An 18845-nucleotide genomic window follows, 5' to 3' on the forward strand; every position below is an offset into this window, starting at 1 on the left:
ATTTTAAAAAGAGGTAGAAGATGGATTGGTATGATTATATGATTAGTGCTTCGAGGCAATCAAGGTTTAACGCCAGTCATTGGTTTCGTTACCTTAGAAAGGTTATTTTTGAAGATAGTTCTTATTTGACTGACAAAGATGTGGAACGTTTGTTGGCTTCAAAAGAGTTGACAGATTTTCAAAAGGTTAGTCTGAAATATGCTCTACAAGAACACACTCTAACGCATGAGTATGTAGTTTCTTTAAACAAACCTGCTAAGTTAACAAATGTTCAAGAGCTGATGGAGAGATATAAGCATGGATAAAATCAAACCAGTTTTTGAAGCCTTAAATCAAGAATTGGCCCAAGCTAACCTTACTTTGACTATTATCTGTGTTGGGGGCTATGTCTTGGAACATCATGGCTTGCGAGCAACGCAAGATGTAGATGCTTTTTACCAAGAAAACCAAAAAATCAATGAGATTATTGCGAAAGTTGGACGACAATTTAATCTCAATACTCATGAAGAACTTTGGCTCAATAATAATGTAGCGAGCATGAACAAGCAACCAGCGGTTGACTTATGTGAGACCTTGTATACTTTTAGTCATTTAACGGTTTTAATGGTCCCGATTGAATATGTTCTAGGGATGAAAATGATCAGCATTAGAGAACAGGATTTGAAAGACATCGGAGCTATTATCAAATACAAAGATTTTCATTCCCCATTCAATACCTTTGAGGACCTGAGGAAATTGGGCTTTGATACGATTGATTTTTCTGTTCTTTTAGAAGGTTTTAGTCATGCCTATGGTATGGAATGGCTAGAGGAATTTTTCAAAGAAAATCAAGAAAAGCTAAAGGGGTATTACTAAAGAAAGCTTTGATTTTTATCTAATAACATACGAAAAGAGCAGATTTATTTCTGCTCTTTTTTGTAGGATTAATTTTAAAAGTCGAAATTTTCAACTAAACGAGTTCGTCAATAGAAGTGTAATCCTTGTCTAGGCCTTCTGCAACTGGCTGGCTGGTGATATGACCTTGGTAAGTCGTTACACCTTGGCGCAGGCCTTGGTCATCTGCAATGGCTTGCTTGAAGCCTTTCCCTGCCAAAGCCTCCACATAAGGAAGAGTGACATTGGTCAGGGCGATGGTAGAAGTGCGGGCTACAGCACCTGGGATATTGGCTACTGCATAATGGAGGACACCGTGTTTTTCATAGACAGGCTCGGTGTGGGTCGTCACTCGGTCGGCTGTTTCAATAACACCACCTTGGTCAACGGCTACGTCTACAATGACAGAGCCTGGACGCATTTGCTTAACCATGTCGTCTGTTACTAGTTTCGGAGCCTTGGCACCAGGGATAAGAACAGCACCGATTACGACATCTGCTTCTCGAACGCTGGCTTCGATATTGAAAGGATTGGACATGAGGGTCTGGATTTGATGACCGAAGACATCTTCTAGGACAGACAGACGCTTAGCGCTGATATCCAGAATAGTCACTTGAGCTCCCAATCCTAGAGCGATACGAGCGGCATGAGTTCCTACAACACCACCACCGATAATGGTGACTTTTCCTTTAGGGACGCCCGGTACACCACCGAGGAGTACGCCAGATCCGCCTTCTCTCTTAGTCAAGAAGTGGGCACCGATTTGGACAGCCATCCGGCCAGCTACCTCACTCATAGGTACCAAGAGTGGCAGTTGTCCATCTTGATCACGAACAGTTTCGTAGGCCAGACCGGTTGTCTTAGCACTAGTCATAGCATCTGCTAGCTCAGGAGCGGCAGCCATATGCAGGTAGGTAAAGAGCAAGAGGTCATCACGGAGGAAGCCATATTCAGCTGCCAGAGGTTCTTTGACCTTGACCACTAGCTCAGCTGCCCACGCTTCTGCAGCAGTAGGGACGATTTTTGCACCTTGCTTTTCATAGTCTGCATCGGCAAAGCCAGATCCCAGACCAGCATCTGTCTCAATCAGAACTTCATGGCCTTTGCCAACGAGACTATGAACACCAGCTGGTGTCAGAGCGACGCGATTTTCATTGTTTTTGATTTCTTTTGGAATACCGATTAACATAAAAAATATGCTCCTTTTTTAAGATGTTTTTATTGTATAGGAAAATAATTTAAAAATCAAGAAAAAATCAGAGCGGTTTGCTTTCATAAGTGAATTGTGCTATTCTGTTAAGAAAATCTAGGAGGTTCTGATGGAAAATATCTATGTCAAGCTGGCCCGTCATCTTAGACTAGAAACTGAGCGGCTGATTCTGCGTCCCGTAACCTTGGATGATGCCCCAGCGATGTTTGAATACGCTTCGGATACGGAAAATACTCGCTATACTTTTGAGAGAAATAAAAGCCTGGAAGAAACACGCAATAATATCGCTCTCTTTTATCTGGCCAATCCTCTGGGGCGCTGGGGGATAGAAGTGAAGGATAGCGGCAAATTCATTGGGACTATTGACCTGCATAAGATCAGGCTGGATTTGAAAACGGCGGCTATCGGCTATGTAATCAATAAAAAATACTGGAATCAGGGCTATACGACAGAGGCCAATCGCGCAGTCATCAAGCTGGCTTTTGAGGAAATCGGGATGAATAAACTTCTTGCCTTGCACGATGTAGACAATCCAGCATCTGGCAGGGTTATGGTCAAGTCTGGCATGAAATATTCCCACGAAGAGCCTTACGCATCACTAGATAAGCATGAGAAAGGCCGCATTGTGACGCGAGTGCATTACTATCTGACTATGGAAGATTATTTTGCAAAAAAATGAGAAAGGATATTGACAAGCACCTATCTACATGATATATTAGATAGGTACGCTGATTTAGCTCAGTTGGCAGAGCGCATCCATGGTAAGGATGAGGTCGCCGGTTCGATCCCGGCAATTAGCATCTTGTAGGACAAGGTTGGGTTTTCCCAGCCTTTTCTTTTTGTCAATGATAGCAGGTAGTGAAAGGCAAAGTTTTAGGAGGGAAAAAATTAAAATAGCTGTTTTTGTCTTTGCGGTGAGAGGTTGACAAATCTGCTCTGCTATTTTCCAAAACCCTGCCCTTGGGCTCCCTAAAGTGAGTCAAAATATGATATAATGAGGTAATACTAGCAAAGCGGGTAAGATATGTATATCGAAATGGTAGATGAGACGGGTCAGGTTTCGGAAGAGATTCTTAAACAGACTCAGGAAATTTTGGAGTTTGCGGCCCAGAAAACGTGCAAGGAAAATAAGGAAATGGCTGTGACTTTTGTCAGCAATGCGCGCAGTCATGAACTCAACTTAGAATATAGAGATACGGATCGGCCGACGGATGTGATCAGCTTGGAATACAAGCCTGAGCTGGACATCGCTGTTGACGAAGAGGATTTGCTGGACCATCCTGAGCTAGCTGAGATGTTGGAGGATTTTGACGCCTATATCGGCGAGCTGTTCATTTCAGTGGACAAGGCGCGTGAGCAGGCTGAAGAATACGGCCACAGCTTTGAGCGGGAGATGGGCTTTTTGGCAGTGCATGGTTTTCTGCATATCAACGGCTATGATCACTATACGCCGGAAGAAGAAGCAGAAATGTTTGGATTACAGGAAGAAATTTTAACTGCTTATGGACTCACAAGGAAATAACAAACGCAAATGGAAAAACCGAGATGTGGTCTCGAGTCTGGAATTTGCTTTAACCGGTATTTTTACAGCCTTTAAAGAGGAACGCAATCTGCGCAAGCATGTTCTTTCGGCTTTGGCAGTGATAGTTGCGGGACTGATTTTTGACTTGTCCGCGATAGAATGGCTCTTTCTCTTTTTGAGCATTTTTCTGGTCATTGCCTTTGAAATTGTCAATTCTGCCATTGAAAATGTTGTGGATCTGGCCAGCGATTACCACTTTTCTATGCGGGCAAAGAATGCCAAGGATATGGCAGCGGGAGCTGTTCTGGTCGTATCTGGCTTTGCCGTTGTGACAGGACTGATTATTTTTGTTCCCAAGATTTGGGATTGGATTTTTTAAAGATTTGAAAATCGGGGGAGACTGCCGATTTTCTGCTGTTTTAATGGAAATAATAGAGGTGAAATAATGACTTTTAAATCGGGTTTTGTAGCTATTTTAGGACGTCCTAATGTTGGGAAATCAACCTTTTTGAATCATGTTATGGGGCAAAAAATTGCCATCATGAGCGATAAGGCTCAGACCACACGCAATAAAATTATGGGGATTTACACGACGGATAAGGAGCAGATTGTCTTTATCGACACGCCGGGAATCCACAAGCCTAAGACGGCTCTAGGTGATTTCATGGTAGAAGCAGCATACAGCACCCTGCGTGAGGTGGATACTGTCCTCTTTATGGTGCCGGCTGATGAGCCGCGTGGCAAGGGCGATGACATGATTATTGAGCGTCTGAAAGCGGCTAAGGTGCCAGTTATTTTGGTGGTTAATAAGATTGATAAAGTCCATCCGGATCAGCTTTTAGCGCAAATTGATGATTTCCGTCAGCAGATGGACTTCAAAGAAATCGTGCCGATTTCAGCCCTGCAGGGCAATAATGTTTCCCGTCTGGTTGACATTCTCAGTGAGAATCTGGAAGAAGGTTTCCAATATTTCCCAGAAGACCAGATTACCGACCATCCAGAGCGCTTTCTGGTATCAGAAATGATTCGTGAGAAGGTTTTGATGCTGACACGGGAGGAAATTCCCCACTCAGTCGCAGTGGTTGTTGACAGTATGAAGCGAGACGAGGAGACGGACAAGGTCCATATCCGAGCGACCATCATGGTGGAGCGTGACAGCCAAAAAGGCATTATCATAGGCAAAGGCGGATCCATGCTTAAGAAAATCGGTTCTATGGCTAGGCGCGATATTGAGCTTATGCTGGGGGATAAGGTCTTCCTAGAAACTTGGGTCAAGGTCAAGAAAAACTGGCGGGACAAGAAGTTGGACTTGGCGGACTTTGGCTATAATAAGAAGGAGTATTGAGGTTTTCTAAGCCAGTAAGTGAGGTGATGGAGATGCCGTCATTATTCATTGATGAAAGAGGGGAGCAAAATCCAAAAAGTATTATCTTTTTGCATGCTTCAGGCTCTAGCAGTCAGATGTGGCGACACCATGTTGCTGTGCTTGAGCAAGATTTTCATTGCGTTCTTGTGGATTTACCTGGTCACGGAGCCAGTCATAATATTGAGTGGACAAACTTTGATGATGTCGTAGAAATGATTGTGGCTGTCATTAAAAGCAAAGCACATGGCAAGCCGCACTTGGTTGGTCTTTCATTAGGTGGTTCCCTCATTCTTAAGTTGTTGGAAAAACATTCTAGTCTTATAGATAGAGTCATTGTGGATGGGGCAAGCCCTCGGCCAATTAAGGGCTATCGCAAGATCATTGCCATTGTATATCTGATGTCTTTCTTGAAAAATACTAAATTTGTAGCCAATCTCCTGACAAAGATGATGCAAGAGGACGGAGCACCTGTCCAAGACGTTCAGCGCTTTGTTGCAGATTTCCAAAGAGCTGAACGGCGTTCATTTCGACGTGCGATGTCACAGGCAAATCTCTTGAGACTTAATTTGCAGTTTGATAATCCTGCTTTCTTTGTCTCAGGTGGAAAAGAAGCCGAAACCATTCATGACTGGCACCGCAGGTTGGCACAGAAAAATGCTAGGTCTGAATGCGCCTATTATTCTGACAAAGGGCATGCTTGGCTTTTTAGTGATGTGGATACGCATATTCAGCTGCTGCGCTATTTCTTTCAAAATGCTGCCTTTCCAGAGAAATTGAAAGGATTTTGATATGGACTATATTTCCTATATTCGCTCCAAGGTGGGGCATGATAAGGTTATCTTGAATTTTGCTGGTGGAATTCTAGCAGACGAGAACAGTCGTGTGCTTCTGCAGTTGCGAGGCGATAAGAAAACATGGGCGATTCCTAGTGGAGCTATGGAGCTTGGGGAGACTTCTCTGCAAGCAGCCGTGCGCGAATTTTACGAAGAGACTGGTATTGTTGTTGAAGCCAAGCGCTTGATGAATGTTTACACTAATTTTGATGAATCTTATCCTAATGGGGACAAAGTGCAGACGGTTGTCTTTCTGTATGAATTGCAGGCACTGGAGAATTTTGATATTTCCAATTTTTACAATGAGGAAACTCTACGTTTAGGCTTTTTTTCTAAAGAAGAAATAGCAGAACTGGAAAATGTATCGGATAAACACCGCCTGATGCTGGATGAGTATTTTTCGAACAGCTTTGCTATGGGGCTTTGATATTAGGAAGAATAAGAAAGGAGCTTTATGCCTGAATTACCTGAAGTGGAAACGGTTAGGCGCGGTTTGGAGCGTCTGGTAGTTGGCAAGACGATTGGGCAGGTGCAGGTTCGCTATGCCAAGATGATTGGAACGGGAGTGGATAGCTTTGTCCACGACTTACCAGGTCAGACCATTGAAAAGATTGGCCGTCGGGGCAAGTATTTGCTCTTTTACCTGACAGGCGGAGTGCTGGTTTCTCATCTGCGAATGGAAGGCAAGTATCTTTTTTATCCTGATGCTATGCCTGAGCGCAAGCATGCTCATGTCTTTTTCCAGATGACAGATGGTGGGACGCTTGTTTATGAGGATGTCCGCAAGTTTGGGACCATGGAAATGTTGAGAAAGGACCAGCTGGAGGCTTATTTTGCTTCCAGAAAGCTTGGTCCTGAGCCGACAGAGGTGGACTTTCTTTTGGCGCCTTTTGCAGCAGTTTTGAGTCGTTCCAAGAAGCCCATCAAACCCTATTTGCTAGAGCAGACCTTGGTCGTTGGTCTGGGCAATATCTATGTAGATGAGGCCCTTTGGCGGGCGCGGATTCATCCGGCCAGGTCAGCAGCTAGTCTGAAGCCTGCTGAAGTGAAGAGGCTGCGTGAGCAGATTATAGAAGTTTTGCAGCTTGGGATTGAAAAGAGAGGATCGACCATTCGGACCTATCGCAATGCTCTGGGTGAAGATGGCACTATGCAAGATTTTCTGCAGGTCTATGGAAAGACTGGTCAACCTTGTGCTAGATGCGGCAGCCCGATTGAAAAAATTAAACTGGGCGGTCGAGGTACACATCTCTGTCCTCATTGCCAGAAAGCGAGGTAGCTGTCATGGCAAGAATTATTGGTATCACTGGCGGCATTGCCTCGGGTAAGTCAACAGTGACAGAGTTTTTGAGGCAGCAGGGCTATCAGGTCATTGATGCGGATCAGGTAGTGCATGAGCTGCAAGAGCCGGGGGGGCGTCTTTATCAAGCTCTTTTGTCCGCTTTTGGTCCAGCTATCTTACAGGAAAATGGTCGCTTGGACCGGCCCAAGCTGGGAGCTATGATTTTTGGGGATCCCGAACTCTTGGCCCAGTCCAGTCAAATACAAAACCAGATTATCCGCGAGGAACTGGCTGGCAGGAGAGATTTGCTAGCAGAGACGGAAGATACCTTTTTTATGGATCTTCCCTTGCTGTTTGAGCTACAATATGAGGGCTGGTTTGTCCAGATCTGGCTGGTGGATGTGACAGAGGAAACTCAGCTCAGTCGTCTTATGTCTCGAAATGCTCTCAGTCAGGAAGAGGCTGAAAAACGCATAGCTGCTCAGCTATCTCTTCAAGAAAAACGAAAGAGGGCGGATGTGCTGATTGATAATAATGGCTCGCTTGAGGAAACTCGACAGCAGATTCGCGAGGCTTTGCAAAAACTAGAAAGAAGATGATTTATTACGACACAAGTAAATTGGAAACATAACCTGAAAGTCGCTTGGTTTGGGAACTTCCTGACAGGTGCCAGCATTTCTCTGGTGACGCCTTTTATGCCACTTTTCGTGGAGCAGCTTGGGGCTAGTGGTCATGAGGTGGAGTATTACGCTGGGCTAGGGATTTCACTCTCTGCAATCTCAGCAGCGCTGCTCTCTCCTGTTTGGGGAAGTCTGGCTGATCGGTATGGCCGTAAGCCTATGATGATACGTGCAGCTACTGCCATGGTTTTCACTATGGGAGGTATTGCTTTTGTACCCAATATTTTCTGGCTTTTGCTCCTGCGCTTTCTAAACGGTGTTTTCGCTGGTTATGTTCCCAACAGCACAGCTCTGATTGCCAGTCAGGCTCCCAAGGAAAAAACGGGTTATGCTCTGGGAACTCTCTCGACCGGTGTCGTTGCGGGTAATCTTATGGGGCCATTTATTGGCGGTCTGATTGCGGAGATGTTCGGTATTCGCAATGTCTTTCTTCTAATTGGCGGCTTCTTTCTGGTGGCAGCCTTGATGACCTTTTATTTGATTCGGGAGGATTTTGTGCCGGTGACCCGACAAGAAGAGGTAGGCTTTAGGGAATTGCTGCGCCAACTCAGGTATCCTAAGATGCTGATTAATCTCTTTCTGACCAGCTTTGTTATCCAGTTTGCAGCTCAATCTATCAGCCCCATCCTTGCCCTCTATGTCAGAGAACTGGGGCAAAAGGAGAATCTGATCTTTGTTTCGGGTCTCATCGTTTCTAGCATGGGACTTTCCAGCATGATGAGCTCCAGCATTCTGGGGCGTTTAGGAGACCGTATCGGCAATCACCGGCTTCTAGTGCTGGCTCAGTTCTATTCAATCCTGATTTATCTGCTCTGTGCCAATGCTGGTTCCCCTATGCAGCTGGGCTTTTATCGCTTTTTATTTGGCCTAGGAACAGGAGCGCTGATACCAGGTGTCAATGCTCTGCTAAGTAAGATAACACCCAAGTTTGGAATCTCTAGAATTTTCAGTTATAATCAGATTTTCTTTTATCTGGGTGGAGTGGTCGGCCCTATGTCTGGATCGGTCATTGCGGCAGCCTATGGCTATCATTCAGTCTTTTATGCAACAGCAGGTCTAGTTGCTATCAGTATGCTGGCCAATCTCTTTAGTTTTCGAAATTTATTTAAAAAGAAGGATATCTAGTGCGCGTTAAAATAAATTTAAAATGTTCCAGCTGCGGCAGTCAGAACTATCTGACCAGCAAAAATACTAAAACGCATCCGGAAAAAATTGAGGTCTTAAAGTATTGTCCCAAGGAAAGAAAAGTTACTTTACATCTTGAATCCAAGTAGATTTTATGGTAAAATAGATAGGATTTTAAGGAGTTTTTATTTATGTACAACCTATTATTAACCATTTTAGTCATTTTATCAGCTATTATTGTCATTGCAATTTTCATGCAGCCAACCAAAAATCAGTCCAGCAACGTCTTTGATGCCAGTGCCAACGACTTGTTTGAACGTCCTAAGGCACGCGGTTTTGAAGCTGTGATGCAGCGTATGACGGGAATCATGATTTTCTTCTGGCTACTGATTGCATTGGTATTAGCAGTATTATCTAGTAAATAAAATGGGCTCTGACTTCGTCTTGGCCTATTTTTTAAGTTTTAAAGAGATTTAGAAGAGATGAAGAAAACGCTCATCAAGAGAAGAGGAATATGAAATCAGAAATCATTGAATATTTAAAAGACAGGCAGCAGGCTAGCGTAGATGAGCTGGCGGCTGCTTTGGGGAAAGAGTCTTCCAAGGACTTTAGTAGCTTGGTCAAGACTATCTCCCAGATGGAAAGAAAGCATCAGATTCGCTTTGATGACAAGGGGCGGATTGAGCTTTATGAGAAGAAAAAGCAGGAGCGTCTGACGCTCAAGGGTGTTTTTCATGCCCACAAGAATGGCTTTGGCTTTGTCACCCTGAATGAGGAAGAGGATGACCTCTTTGTCGGCCGTAATGATGTCAATCATGCTATTGATGGCGATACGGTGGAAGTAGTCATTACCAAGGTAGCAGACCGGATCAAGGGAACATCAGCTGAGGCTAAGATTATCGATATTTTGGAGCACAGCCTGACGTCAGCGGTTGGCCAGCTGGTTCTGGATGAGGAAAAACCCAAGTATGCGGGCTATATTCGTTCGAAAAATCAGAAAATCCGCCAGCCTATTTATGTTAAAAAACCAGCCTTAGTTCTGGATGGTACAGAGGTGCTCAAGGTCGCTATTGACAAATATCCGACTAAGAAACACGATTTCTTCGTGGCCAGTCTGGTCGATGTGATCGGTCATGTCAATGATCCAGGCATTGATGTACTGGAAGTGCTGGAGTCTATGGACATTGTCTCTGAATTTCCAGAAAAGGTCTTGGAAGAAGCTGAGCAAGTTCCGGATGCACCGACTGAGAGTGATTTGGCAGGGCGTTTGGACCTTCGCGAAGAGATTACTTTTACCATCGATGGAGCAGATGCCAAGGACTTGGATGATGCGGTCCATATCAAGCGCCTTAAAAATGGCAACTTTGAGCTAGGCGTCCATATCGCAGATGTGTCCTACTATGTCAAAGAAGGCTCTGAGCTGGACAAGGAAGCCCTCAATCGGGCAACCTCAGTCTATGTGACCGATCGTGTGGTACCTATGCTGCCAGAGCGCCTGTCCAACGGTATCTGCTCGCTCAATCCCAATGTGGACCGTCTGACCCAGTCGGCTATCATGGAGATTGATGCCAAGGGGCGCGTGGTAAAGCATGCCATCACCCAGACTGTTATCAAGACGACCTTCCGCATGACCTACAGTGATGTCAACGACATCATTGCTGGAAATCAGGAAAAAGCTGAGCAGTTCAAGGCCATTGTGCCCAGTATTGACAGCATGGTCCAGCTGCATGAGATTCTGGAAAGCATGCGCTTTAAACGCGGTGCGCTTAACTTTGACACCAATGAAGCCAAAATCATGGTCAACAAAGAAGGACGACCAGTGGATATTGTCCTGCGTCAGCGGGGAATTGCTGAGCGCATGATTGAGTCCTTTATGCTGGTGGCGAATGAGACGGTAGCTGAGCATTTTGCTAAGTTAAATCTGCCCTTCATCTATCGGATTCACGAGGAGCCTAAGGCGGAGAAGGTACAGAAGTTTATCGACTACGCCTCTAGCTTTGGGATTCGGATATACGGGACGGCTAGCTCTATGAGTCAGCAGGCTCTGCAGGATATTATGGAATCGGTCAAAGACCAGCCTTATGAGGATGTCCTGTCCATGATGCTTCTGCGCTCCATGCAGCAGGCTCGCTACTCTGAGCACAATCACGGCCACTACGGTCTGGCAGCGGAGTTTTATACGCATTTCACCAGTCCGATTCGCCGCTATCCAGACCTTATGGTTCACCGGATGGTACGGGATTATGGCCAGTCTAAAGAAATAGCAGAGCATTTTGAGCAAGTGATTCCAGAGATTGCCAGTCAGTCTTCCAGCCGAGAGCGTCGGGCTATCGAAGCCGAGCGTGAAGTCGAAGCCATGAAGAAGGCTGAGTACATGGAAGAATTCGTTGGGGAAGAGTTTGACGGCGTAGTTTCAAGCGTGGTTAAGTTTGGGCTCTTTGTCGAGTTGCCCAATACGGTTGAAGGCTTGATTCATGTCACCAATCTGCCAGAGTTTTACAGCTACAATGAGCGGACGATGACCCTGCAAGGAGAAAAGTCTGGCGTGGTCTTCAAGGTCGGTCAGCAGATTCGCATCAAGCTGGTTCGAGCGGATAAGGCTACGGGCGAGATTGACTTTGAATACCTGCCTAGTGAATTTGACCTGGTAGAAAAGACTAGTAAGAGTGGCAGAGGCAAGTCAGGCAGAAAGAGACGCCGTGAGGATGACAAGCGCAGCCATTCTTCCAAAGAAAAAGGCTACAGAGATAAGAAAGATAAGAAGTCCAAGAAAGGCAAGAGCCAGAAGGCATTTTACAAGGAACTAGTCAAGAAAGGAGCCAAGCATGGCAAAGGGAGAAGGAAAGGTCGTCGCGCAAAATAAAAAGGCCAGACACGACTACACCATCGTAGACACCATCGAGGCTGGCATGGTGCTGACCGGGACGGAAATCAAGAGTGTCCGTGCCGCCCGCATCAATCTCAAAGACGGCTTTGCCCAAATCAAGAACGGTGAGGCCTGGCTCAGCAATGTCCATATCGCACCTTATGAAGAGGGCAATATCTGGAACCAAGAGCCTGAACGTCGCAGAAAGCTGCTGCTGCATAAGAAGCAGATCCAAAAGCTGGAGCAGGAGACCAAGGGAACTGGTATGACGCTTGTGCCGCTCAAGGTCTATCTCAAGGACGGCTATGCCAAGCTGCTCCTGGGCCTGGCCAAAGGGAAGCACGACTACGACAAGCGCGAGTCCATCAAACGCCGCGAGCAAAACCGCGACATCACAAGACAAATGAAGAACTTTAATACAAGATGAAAGACTGGGTGACCGGTCTTTTTTTAGCTTTTTCTTAGTGATTCTCATCTACAGTAGCCATCTTAAATTGTTCGTTGTCAAATTTACCAAACAGAAAAGTTCTGACCAATTTGCCACTTGTCAAGCCTGTGCTTTTCGAGTATGATAAAGACAGTTAAATTATTCGGAGCCGGGCTTTCAGAGAAAGGATTTTTTATGACAGAAGAATTGTTAGCTTATAAACGCATGCCGTTGTGGACGGCTGAGACAATGCCAGAAGCGGTAAAGAGAAAGCACAATACCAAAGAGGGAACTTGGGGCAAAATTACTGTTCTCAAGGGACGTCTTAAGTTTGTCGAGATGTCAGAGGAGGGTGAGGAGCTGGCTGAGCACATCTTTGAAGCTGGTCAGGACAATCCTTTTGCCCAACCCCAAGCTTGGCATCGGGTCGAAGCCCTGACAGATGACCTAGAGTGGTATTTGGAGTTTTACTGTCGGCCTGAGGATTATTTCCCAAAGAAATACGGCAGCAATCCAGTGCACTCAGAGGTTTTGGAAGCCATGCAGACAGTCCGACCAGGACGGGCGTTAGATCTAGGCTGTGGTCAAGGCCGCAATGCTCTCTTTCTAGCCAAGCAGGGCTTTGAAGTGACAGCTGTAGATCAGAATGAGCTGGCACTGGAAATCTTACGAAGCATTGTGGAGCAGGAAGATTTGGATCTGCCAGTGGGTACTTACGATATCAACTCAGCTAATCTGACTCAAACTTATGATTTGATCGTTTCCACCGTTGTCCTGATGTTTCTGCAGGCGGAGCGGATTCCGGATATTATCCGCAATATGCAAGAACATACAGCGCTTGGTGGCTACAATCTCATCGTCTGTGCTATGGCTACAAAAGACTTCCCATGCTCTGTTCCCTTTCCTTTTACTTTTAAGGAAGGCGAGCTTGCCGAGTATTACAAAGACTGGGAGCTGGTTAAGTACAATGAAAATCCTGGCCGCCTCCACCGCCGTGATGAAAACGGCAATCGAATTCAGCTGCGCTTTGCGACGATGCTGGCTAAAAAGGTTCAGTAGAAGATGCTAGGGCAGAAGTTAATTTTTGAAAATTTAGCTTGGCTCACTTATTTTGAGGTTCAGGTTTAAAAGGTCTGGGAGACAATTTAAATTGTCTCAGCCTCAATATTTTTTGAACATAATAAAGCTAGACTGAGGCATTTTTGTCTCAGTCTTTTTTATTTTGGTAAAAAACTTTAGAAATATTTTAGAATTTCTTGAGAAATATCTGAAGTTTGGAGGCTATACTAGAAAGTGCAAGGGGGAGAGAAAAGAGCTGGAAGCAACAGGACAGCTGGTAGGAAACTTTAGTTTTTCTTTAAGTGTGAGTCTAGAGCAGATCACTTTTAAAAGCAGACTGAATGACCTTATTCTCTCTTCTTGCGGCAAATTTTTCCAGACCTTCAGTTTTCTTTTGACGAGGAAAAAAGAATGTGTTAAATTAAATGAGTAAAATAAAAAAGTCAATTATATTTTACTTAATATACAAGGAGGAACTCATGAAGAAAAGAACGAAAATCATTCTAACTTCTACGTTGACTGTGACCGGCCTAATCTTAGCTGCCGGTGGCTACTGGGCTTATAAGACCTTTGTCCCTCAGGAGACACCGGTCGATAAGAATGCCACAGTGAGGACCAATTACTATCAAGCCATCAATAAAAAATGGCTGGAAAAGGCAGAGATTCCGAGCGACCAGCCGTCTAATGGTGTGTTTTATGAGCTGAACGAGCAGGTCAAGGACAAGATGAAGGCGGATGTCAAAAATCTAGTCTCTGGTAAAGAAGAGTCAACTATTGAAGGCATGCCTGAGTTTATCAAATACTATCAGCAAGCGACTGACTTCAAGCAGCGGGAAAAGGATGGCTTAGATCCTCTCAAGTCCTATCTCAAGGAAATTGAAGACTTGTCCGATCTGAAGGACCTAGCTAGTAAGGCTGTTGACTGGGAAAAACGCGGTTTGGCTCTGCCGTTTACCTTTGAAATTAGTTCTAACCTAGAAAATACTAATCAGAAACAAGTGAATCTGTCCAGTCCAAGTCTTATGCTACCGGATAAGAGCTACTATGAAGATGAAGGTGCTAAGAAAAGGATGATGGATCCGCTGGAAAAAGCGTTCAAAGAAGCCTTTCAAAAGCTAGGCTATAGTGAAAAAGACAGTGAAAAGATCGTCAAAGAAGCCTTAGAATTTGATGGAGAATTGGCCAAGTATGCCCAAAGCAATGAAGAAACTTCGGAAATTAAAAATCTCCACCATCCTAAGACGGCAGAAGACATCAATGCCTACTCTGATAGCTTTAAGTTTCACGATATTATCAATGACTATCTAGGCCAGGAAGCTGGTGATGTCAATGTACCTAACCCTAAGTATTATGAAAATTTTGCCAAGGTAGTTAATGACAAGAACTTTGGCAAGCTCAAATCTTGGATGCTTGTGAAGCAGGCAGCATCAGCATCTAGTTTTCTAACCGATGACTATCGGCTGACCTTTGAAGAGATTCAAAAGGCTTGGCAGGGCACCAAGGAAGCAACTTCAAAAGAAGATGCAGCCTATGACCTAGCGACGGGTACTTTCTCAGACAGCCTCAGTCTTTACTATGGACGCAAATATTTCGGTGAGGATGCTAAGCAAGAAGTGACCCAAATGGTCAAGGATATCAAGGAAGTTTATCGGGAGCGTATGCTGAAAAACGAATGGCTGTCAGAAGAAACCAAGCAGAAGGCAGTCAAGAAGCTGGATACTATGAAACTCTATATCGGCTATCCTGAAAAAGTTCGCGAAGTGACTAAGGCCTTGAAAGTGGACGATAAAAAATCCTTCTTTGAAAATGCAATTGCTTTGAGTCAGGCCAAAGTGCAGTATGATATTGAGCATTTCTCTGAGCCAGTAGACAAGACAGAGTGGCTGATGCCTTCCTACGATATCAACGCTTACTACTCACCAGATAATAACAGTATCAACTTCCCAGCCGCTATCCTGCAGAATCCATTCTTTGATGTTAAGCAAGAGATGGAAAAGAACTACGGTGGTATCGGTATGGTTATTGGTCACGAGATTACTCACGCCTTCGACTCAAACGGTGCAAACTTTGATGAAGAGGGGAATTTGAACAATTGGTGGACAGAAGCAGATAAGAAAGCTTTTGACAAGAAAATTGAAGCTGTTACCAAGCAGTGGGATGGTATTGAAATCTACGGCGGCAAGGTCAACGGCAAGCTTACGGTAACAGAAAATGTAGCAGATGCGGGTGGACTTTCAGCTACTCTCGAAGTTGTGAAAAAGAAATATCCAGATGCAGACTTGAAGAATTACTTTGAAAACTATGCCAATATCTGGAGAAGCAAGGCCAGTCTGCAATTTAACCAACTTCTCCTGAAAGTGGATGTCCATGCTCCGTCCGAACTGCGGGTCAACCAGCAACTCAAAAATGTAGAGGCCTTCTATGAAACCTATCCAGAAATTAAAGAAGGTGATGCCATGTATCTGGCTCCTGATAAGCGGGTCAGCGTATGGTAAGATTGCTTGCCTAGAGAAGACGGTAAAATAATCTAAGCTATGAAGCACAACCAGTTTGGTAATAGGAGAGAAGTTTGTTCTTTTTCCTCTATCCATTCTTTCCTGCGATACTTGCGCGGCTGCGGGTTGTGCCTCCGCAGCCATGTGTCTTTAGAGTCAGATTTTATCTGGCTTTTTTCTATTTTGAAATAAATTATTTATCTAGTAAATCTTACACGTCAAAAATATTGTAATCGCTTGCAAAACCTAGTATAAAAGGCTATACTGAATATAGTATTTAATTTTGTAATTTTTTACAAAAAAGCAAAGGAGATATTTTTATGAAAAAAATATTGTTTCGTTCCTTGTTAGCTCTTTCGACCATTTTTCTCTTTCCTTTCCAAGTGGTTGAAGCCTGTACAGGATTTATCGTCGGGAAAGACCTGACTGCAGACGGCACGACGCTTTACGGTCGGACAGAGGACTTGGAGCCCAATCACAATAAGGTCTTTCTGGTTCATCCGAGAAAGACCAATGCGAGTGGTGCCAAGCTGGTCGACGAAACCAACAACTTTGAATGGACCCTGCCGGCAGAGAGTTACAAGTATACTTCGGTCTCAGATGTGACCCCATCCCAAGGTATTTTTGACGAGGTTGGCTTCAATGAGTACGGTGTTTCCATTTCTGCGACTGTTTCTGCCAAGGCCAATGATGCCATTCAAAAGGTGGATCCTTATGTAGCAAATGGCTTGGCTGAGTCTATCCTGACAACTGTCGTTCTGCCTCATGTTCAGACTGCCCGTCAGGGTGTGGAGCTGATGGCACAGATTGTCAGAGAGCAGGGAGCAGCAGAGGGGAATATTATCACCATTGCTGACAAGACCGGTGTCTGGTATATGGAAATCCTATCTGGCCACCAATATGTTGCCATTAAATTCCCAGATGACAAGTATGCAGTCTTTCCTAACACTTTCTTCTTGGGCAGTGTTGATTTTGACGATACAGAAAATGTTATTGCCTCAAAGGGTGTTCAGGATGTAGCTAAGCAAGCTAACTCTTATAAAGAGGTTGATGGTAAATTCCATATTTCTCAGTCCTACAATCCACCGATGGCAGAGGCAGATCGTTCACGTGCCTGGGCAGGTGTCACCAGTCTAGATCCAAATGCGGCCGTGTCTTATAATGACTCTTACTTTGATCTCATGCACTCCACAGACAGAAAGATTAGTGTAGCAGATGTCATGGCTATGCAGCGCAATCGCTTTGAGGGCACTCAGTTTAAGCCACTGGACCAAATGGAGCTAGATGGTAAGGGGCTGCCACAACGCGGTACGACAGACCCTGTTTACAAATATCCGCTGGGCAATCCAAATGTCATGGAAGCTCATATCTTCCAGCTCAAAGACGGTGTTCCAGCCAATATGGGCGGTGGCACTATGTGGCTAGCAGTAGGCAGTCCGCGCTTCTCACCTTACTTGCCTTATAATGGTAATATCACAGATACTTACGATGCTTATAAGGTCAACACAACTAGCTACAGTCCAGACTCTTGGTACTGGGTAGCATCTCATATCTACGATATGGCGGCCAAGCATCAGGACCTCTTTGGTACTTCTGTTCAAGACAAATGGAAGGCCTTGGAAGCACGCTTTATTGAGGAGCAAGATGCTCTGGATGCAGCCAATGCAGCTCTGCCAGACTCTTCAGCCAAAGTTACAGAGGAAACACAAGCTCGAGCAGCGCAAGTCTTTAAGGAAATGAAAGAGCTAGAAGCTGAAATGGAAGCTAAAATCAAGGAAGCAGCAAACCCCACTCCTTCCAGCTCCAGCAAAGATTCTAGCAGCTCTTCGTCATCTCAAAGTTCGTCAAGTTCTTCCTCTTCGGCAACCTCTAGCAGTTCTGATACACGGACGGAAGTCAATGTAGAAGATGACAGCTTGGTAGATGTCGCAACTGGCATTCGCTTGAAAAATGCTGACTTGGTCAAGGCCGGTCTTCAACTGTCAGTGAAAAAACTGGAAAGCAAGATTCAGCCGACAGATACCTATGACATTCGCTTGATCGATCCGAATGGTCAGCCGGTGCATCAGGTCAGTCCAACACTTGTGACGATCCCAGTTCGCAAAGACCTGCCAGTGGATGCCGTCTATGCTTTGGATGAAAATGGCAAGCAAGTTGAGAAATTTGATGTAACGGTTAATCAAAACCAGACCATCAGTTTCACGACCAATCATTTCTCTGTTTACCAAGTGCAGTATCGAAATGAGCAGTCCGTCAAGGCCAAGAAAAAAGACCTGCCATCAACAGGGGAGCAAGTCACAATCATGGGCCTTGCAGGTTTGATTATCCTAGCAGGAGTCTTCTTCCTTTTGAAGAAAACAAATAAAAACTAATCTAAAATAAAAAGAAGGCCGAGCAAAATGTTCGGCCTTTCTTAGTGGAAGAAACGACTTTTGTCTGGGCTAGCCTTCAAGCTAGAGCCCTTATCTCAAATAATCATAGTTATAAGTAGTCAAAATTATGTCAGTGAGTTCTTCAGGTTCTTCCTGAGCTCCGCCGGCTATCCAAAGAGAAATAATCCCCTCAACACTAGATAGGAAGATTTCCAAGGCGTATTTCTGAGGAATCTGAAAGTTCTCCTCTAAAAAACGCTGGGTAGCAGTCTCTTGCTTGTCACTCAGAATGATAGTGGTTATGTACTCTCGAATAGCTTCGCGAAAGTCAATATAATGGCTTCTGGTCAGGGCATTGATAAGACGTTCATTAGCGCGCAGTATATGAAATTTTGCTATCATTAACTTTTTGGGATATTCGTTCTCCACTTCAAACATGCTATAACTAGAAAGTTGGGAAATAATTTCACTTTTGAGACTATCAACCATCTGATACTTATCTTGGTAGTGGAGGTAGAAGGTGCCGCGATTAATCCCAGCCCGCTTGCAGAGCTTACTGATAGAGATGTTCTCGAATTTTTCTTCTGAAAGCAGCTGAATCAAGGCTTCCTTGATATCTTCCTTGGTGCTGGTTTTTCGTTTCTGGATCATTGTTTCTTACCTTTTTGCTTAAATCAACACTTTGTTGATTTTTGATTATTGCTTTTTATCTAAGCTCATTATATAATATCTGTG

Annotated in this window: 20 protein-coding genes and 1 tRNA gene; 19 read left to right on the forward strand and 2 right to left on the reverse strand. The window is 44.6% G+C overall.

Translation table 11 applies throughout. From position 1 onward, the window contains the following. Positions 1-20 precede the first annotated feature (20 nt). The gene (locus tag MK370_RS06660) at positions 21-305 is read left to right on the forward strand and encodes a hypothetical protein (protein WP_268684659.1); all 285 of its coding nucleotides are present in this window, start codon (positions 21-23) and stop codon (positions 303-305) included. After that, on the forward strand, positions 298-855 hold the full coding sequence (locus tag MK370_RS06665; protein WP_268684660.1) for a DUF6036 family nucleotidyltransferase: 558 nt from the start codon (positions 298-300) through the stop codon (positions 853-855). Before MK370_RS06660 ends, MK370_RS06665 begins: the two co-directional genes overlap by 8 nt. 94 nt (positions 856-949) lie before the next feature. On the opposite strand, the gene ald is transcribed toward MK370_RS06665, so the two are convergent. After that, positions 950-2062 (reverse strand): alanine dehydrogenase, encoded by a 1113-nt coding sequence (ald, locus tag MK370_RS06670; RefSeq protein ID WP_268684661.1) that lies wholly within the window; start codon positions 2060-2062, stop codon positions 950-952. Positions 2063-2192: 130 nt separating this feature from the next. Here ald and MK370_RS06675 point away from each other — a divergent pair, with 130 nt between their 5' ends. The 17 genes from MK370_RS06675 (at position 2193) to MK370_RS06755 (ending at position 18110) form a co-directional block, all read left to right on the forward strand. Continuing rightward, positions 2193-2762 (forward strand): GNAT family N-acetyltransferase, encoded by a 570-nt coding sequence (locus MK370_RS06675; protein ID WP_268684662.1) that lies wholly within the window; start codon positions 2193-2195, stop codon positions 2760-2762. Between the two features lie 48 nt (positions 2763-2810). After that, a tRNA-Thr gene (locus tag MK370_RS06680) sits at positions 2811-2883 on the forward strand. A gap of 224 nt (positions 2884-3107) precedes the next feature. Beyond that, on the forward strand, positions 3108-3605 hold the full coding sequence (gene ybeY / locus MK370_RS06685; RefSeq protein WP_268684663.1) for an rRNA maturation RNase YbeY: 498 nt from the start codon (positions 3108-3110) through the stop codon (positions 3603-3605). Beyond that, on the forward strand, positions 3586-3984 hold the full coding sequence (locus MK370_RS06690) for a diacylglycerol kinase family protein (protein WP_002894866.1): 399 nt from the start codon (positions 3586-3588) through the stop codon (positions 3982-3984). Before ybeY ends, MK370_RS06690 begins: the two co-directional genes overlap by 20 nt. 66 nt (positions 3985-4050) lie before the next feature. After that, on the forward strand, positions 4051-4950 hold the full coding sequence (era, locus tag MK370_RS06695; RefSeq protein ID WP_002931140.1) for a GTPase Era: 900 nt from the start codon (positions 4051-4053) through the stop codon (positions 4948-4950). A gap of 26 nt (positions 4951-4976) precedes the next feature. Beyond that, a complete protein-coding gene (locus tag MK370_RS06700) occupies positions 4977-5759 on the forward strand; it encodes an alpha/beta fold hydrolase (RefSeq protein ID WP_268684771.1) in 783 nt (260 codons plus the stop codon). 1 nt (position 5760) lies between these two features. After that, on the forward strand, positions 5761-6231 hold the full coding sequence (locus MK370_RS06705; protein ID WP_268684664.1) for an NUDIX hydrolase: 471 nt from the start codon (positions 5761-5763) through the stop codon (positions 6229-6231). A gap of 27 nt (positions 6232-6258) precedes the next feature. After that, positions 6259-7083, forward strand: coding sequence for a DNA-formamidopyrimidine glycosylase (gene mutM, locus MK370_RS06710; RefSeq protein WP_268684665.1), 825 nt, complete (start codon positions 6259-6261; stop codon positions 7081-7083). A 5-nt stretch (positions 7084-7088) separates the two neighbouring features. Next, entirely contained in the window at positions 7089-7685 is a 597-nt protein-coding gene (gene coaE, locus MK370_RS06715; RefSeq protein ID WP_268684666.1) for a dephospho-CoA kinase, read from the forward strand. A 3-nt stretch (positions 7686-7688) separates the two neighbouring features. Next, complete coding sequence (locus tag MK370_RS06720) at positions 7689-8891, forward strand: multidrug efflux MFS transporter (RefSeq protein WP_326845084.1); 1203 nt, start codon at positions 7689-7691, stop codon at positions 8889-8891. Further along, positions 8891-9040 (forward strand): 50S ribosomal protein L33, encoded by a 150-nt coding sequence (rpmG, locus tag MK370_RS06725; protein ID WP_072074309.1) that lies wholly within the window; start codon positions 8891-8893, stop codon positions 9038-9040. Before MK370_RS06720 ends, rpmG begins: the two co-directional genes overlap by 1 nt. A gap of 42 nt (positions 9041-9082) precedes the next feature. After that, positions 9083-9316: a preprotein translocase subunit SecG gene (gene secG, locus MK370_RS06730; RefSeq protein ID WP_002894878.1), complete on the forward strand. Its 234-nt coding sequence runs from the start codon at positions 9083-9085 to the stop codon at positions 9314-9316. Between the two features lie 89 nt (positions 9317-9405). Next, positions 9406-11754, forward strand: coding sequence for a ribonuclease R (gene rnr / locus MK370_RS06735; RefSeq protein WP_268684668.1), 2349 nt, complete (start codon positions 9406-9408; stop codon positions 11752-11754). Next, positions 11717-12184 carry an SsrA-binding protein SmpB gene (gene smpB, locus MK370_RS06740; protein WP_268684669.1) on the forward strand — a complete coding sequence of 156 codons (468 nt, stop codon included), beginning with the start codon at positions 11717-11719 and terminating at the stop codon, positions 12182-12184. The genes rnr and smpB overlap by 38 nt, the downstream gene beginning before the upstream one ends. 195 nt (positions 12185-12379) lie before the next feature. Next, the gene (gene tehB / locus MK370_RS06745) at positions 12380-13243 is read left to right on the forward strand and encodes an SAM-dependent methyltransferase TehB (protein WP_268684670.1); all 864 of its coding nucleotides are present in this window, start codon (positions 12380-12382) and stop codon (positions 13241-13243) included. 425 nt (positions 13244-13668) lie between these two features. Next, positions 13669-15738, forward strand: coding sequence for a M13-type metalloendopeptidase (locus tag MK370_RS06750; protein WP_268684671.1), 2070 nt, complete (start codon positions 13669-13671; stop codon positions 15736-15738). A gap of 320 nt (positions 15739-16058) precedes the next feature. Then, the gene (locus tag MK370_RS06755) at positions 16059-18110 is read left to right on the forward strand and encodes a C69 family dipeptidase (protein WP_268684672.1); all 2052 of its coding nucleotides are present in this window, start codon (positions 16059-16061) and stop codon (positions 18108-18110) included. Between the two features lie 90 nt (positions 18111-18200). Here MK370_RS06755 and MK370_RS06760 read toward each other — a convergent pair whose 3' ends face one another. Then, positions 18201-18761 (reverse strand): TetR/AcrR family transcriptional regulator, encoded by a 561-nt coding sequence (locus MK370_RS06760; protein WP_268684673.1) that lies wholly within the window; start codon positions 18759-18761, stop codon positions 18201-18203. Positions 18762-18845 lie beyond the last annotated feature (84 nt).

The sequence above is a fragment of the Streptococcus sanguinis genome, from assembly GCF_026781265.1.
Taxonomy (GTDB): Bacteria; Bacillota; Bacilli; order Lactobacillales; family Streptococcaceae; genus Streptococcus; species Streptococcus sanguinis_T.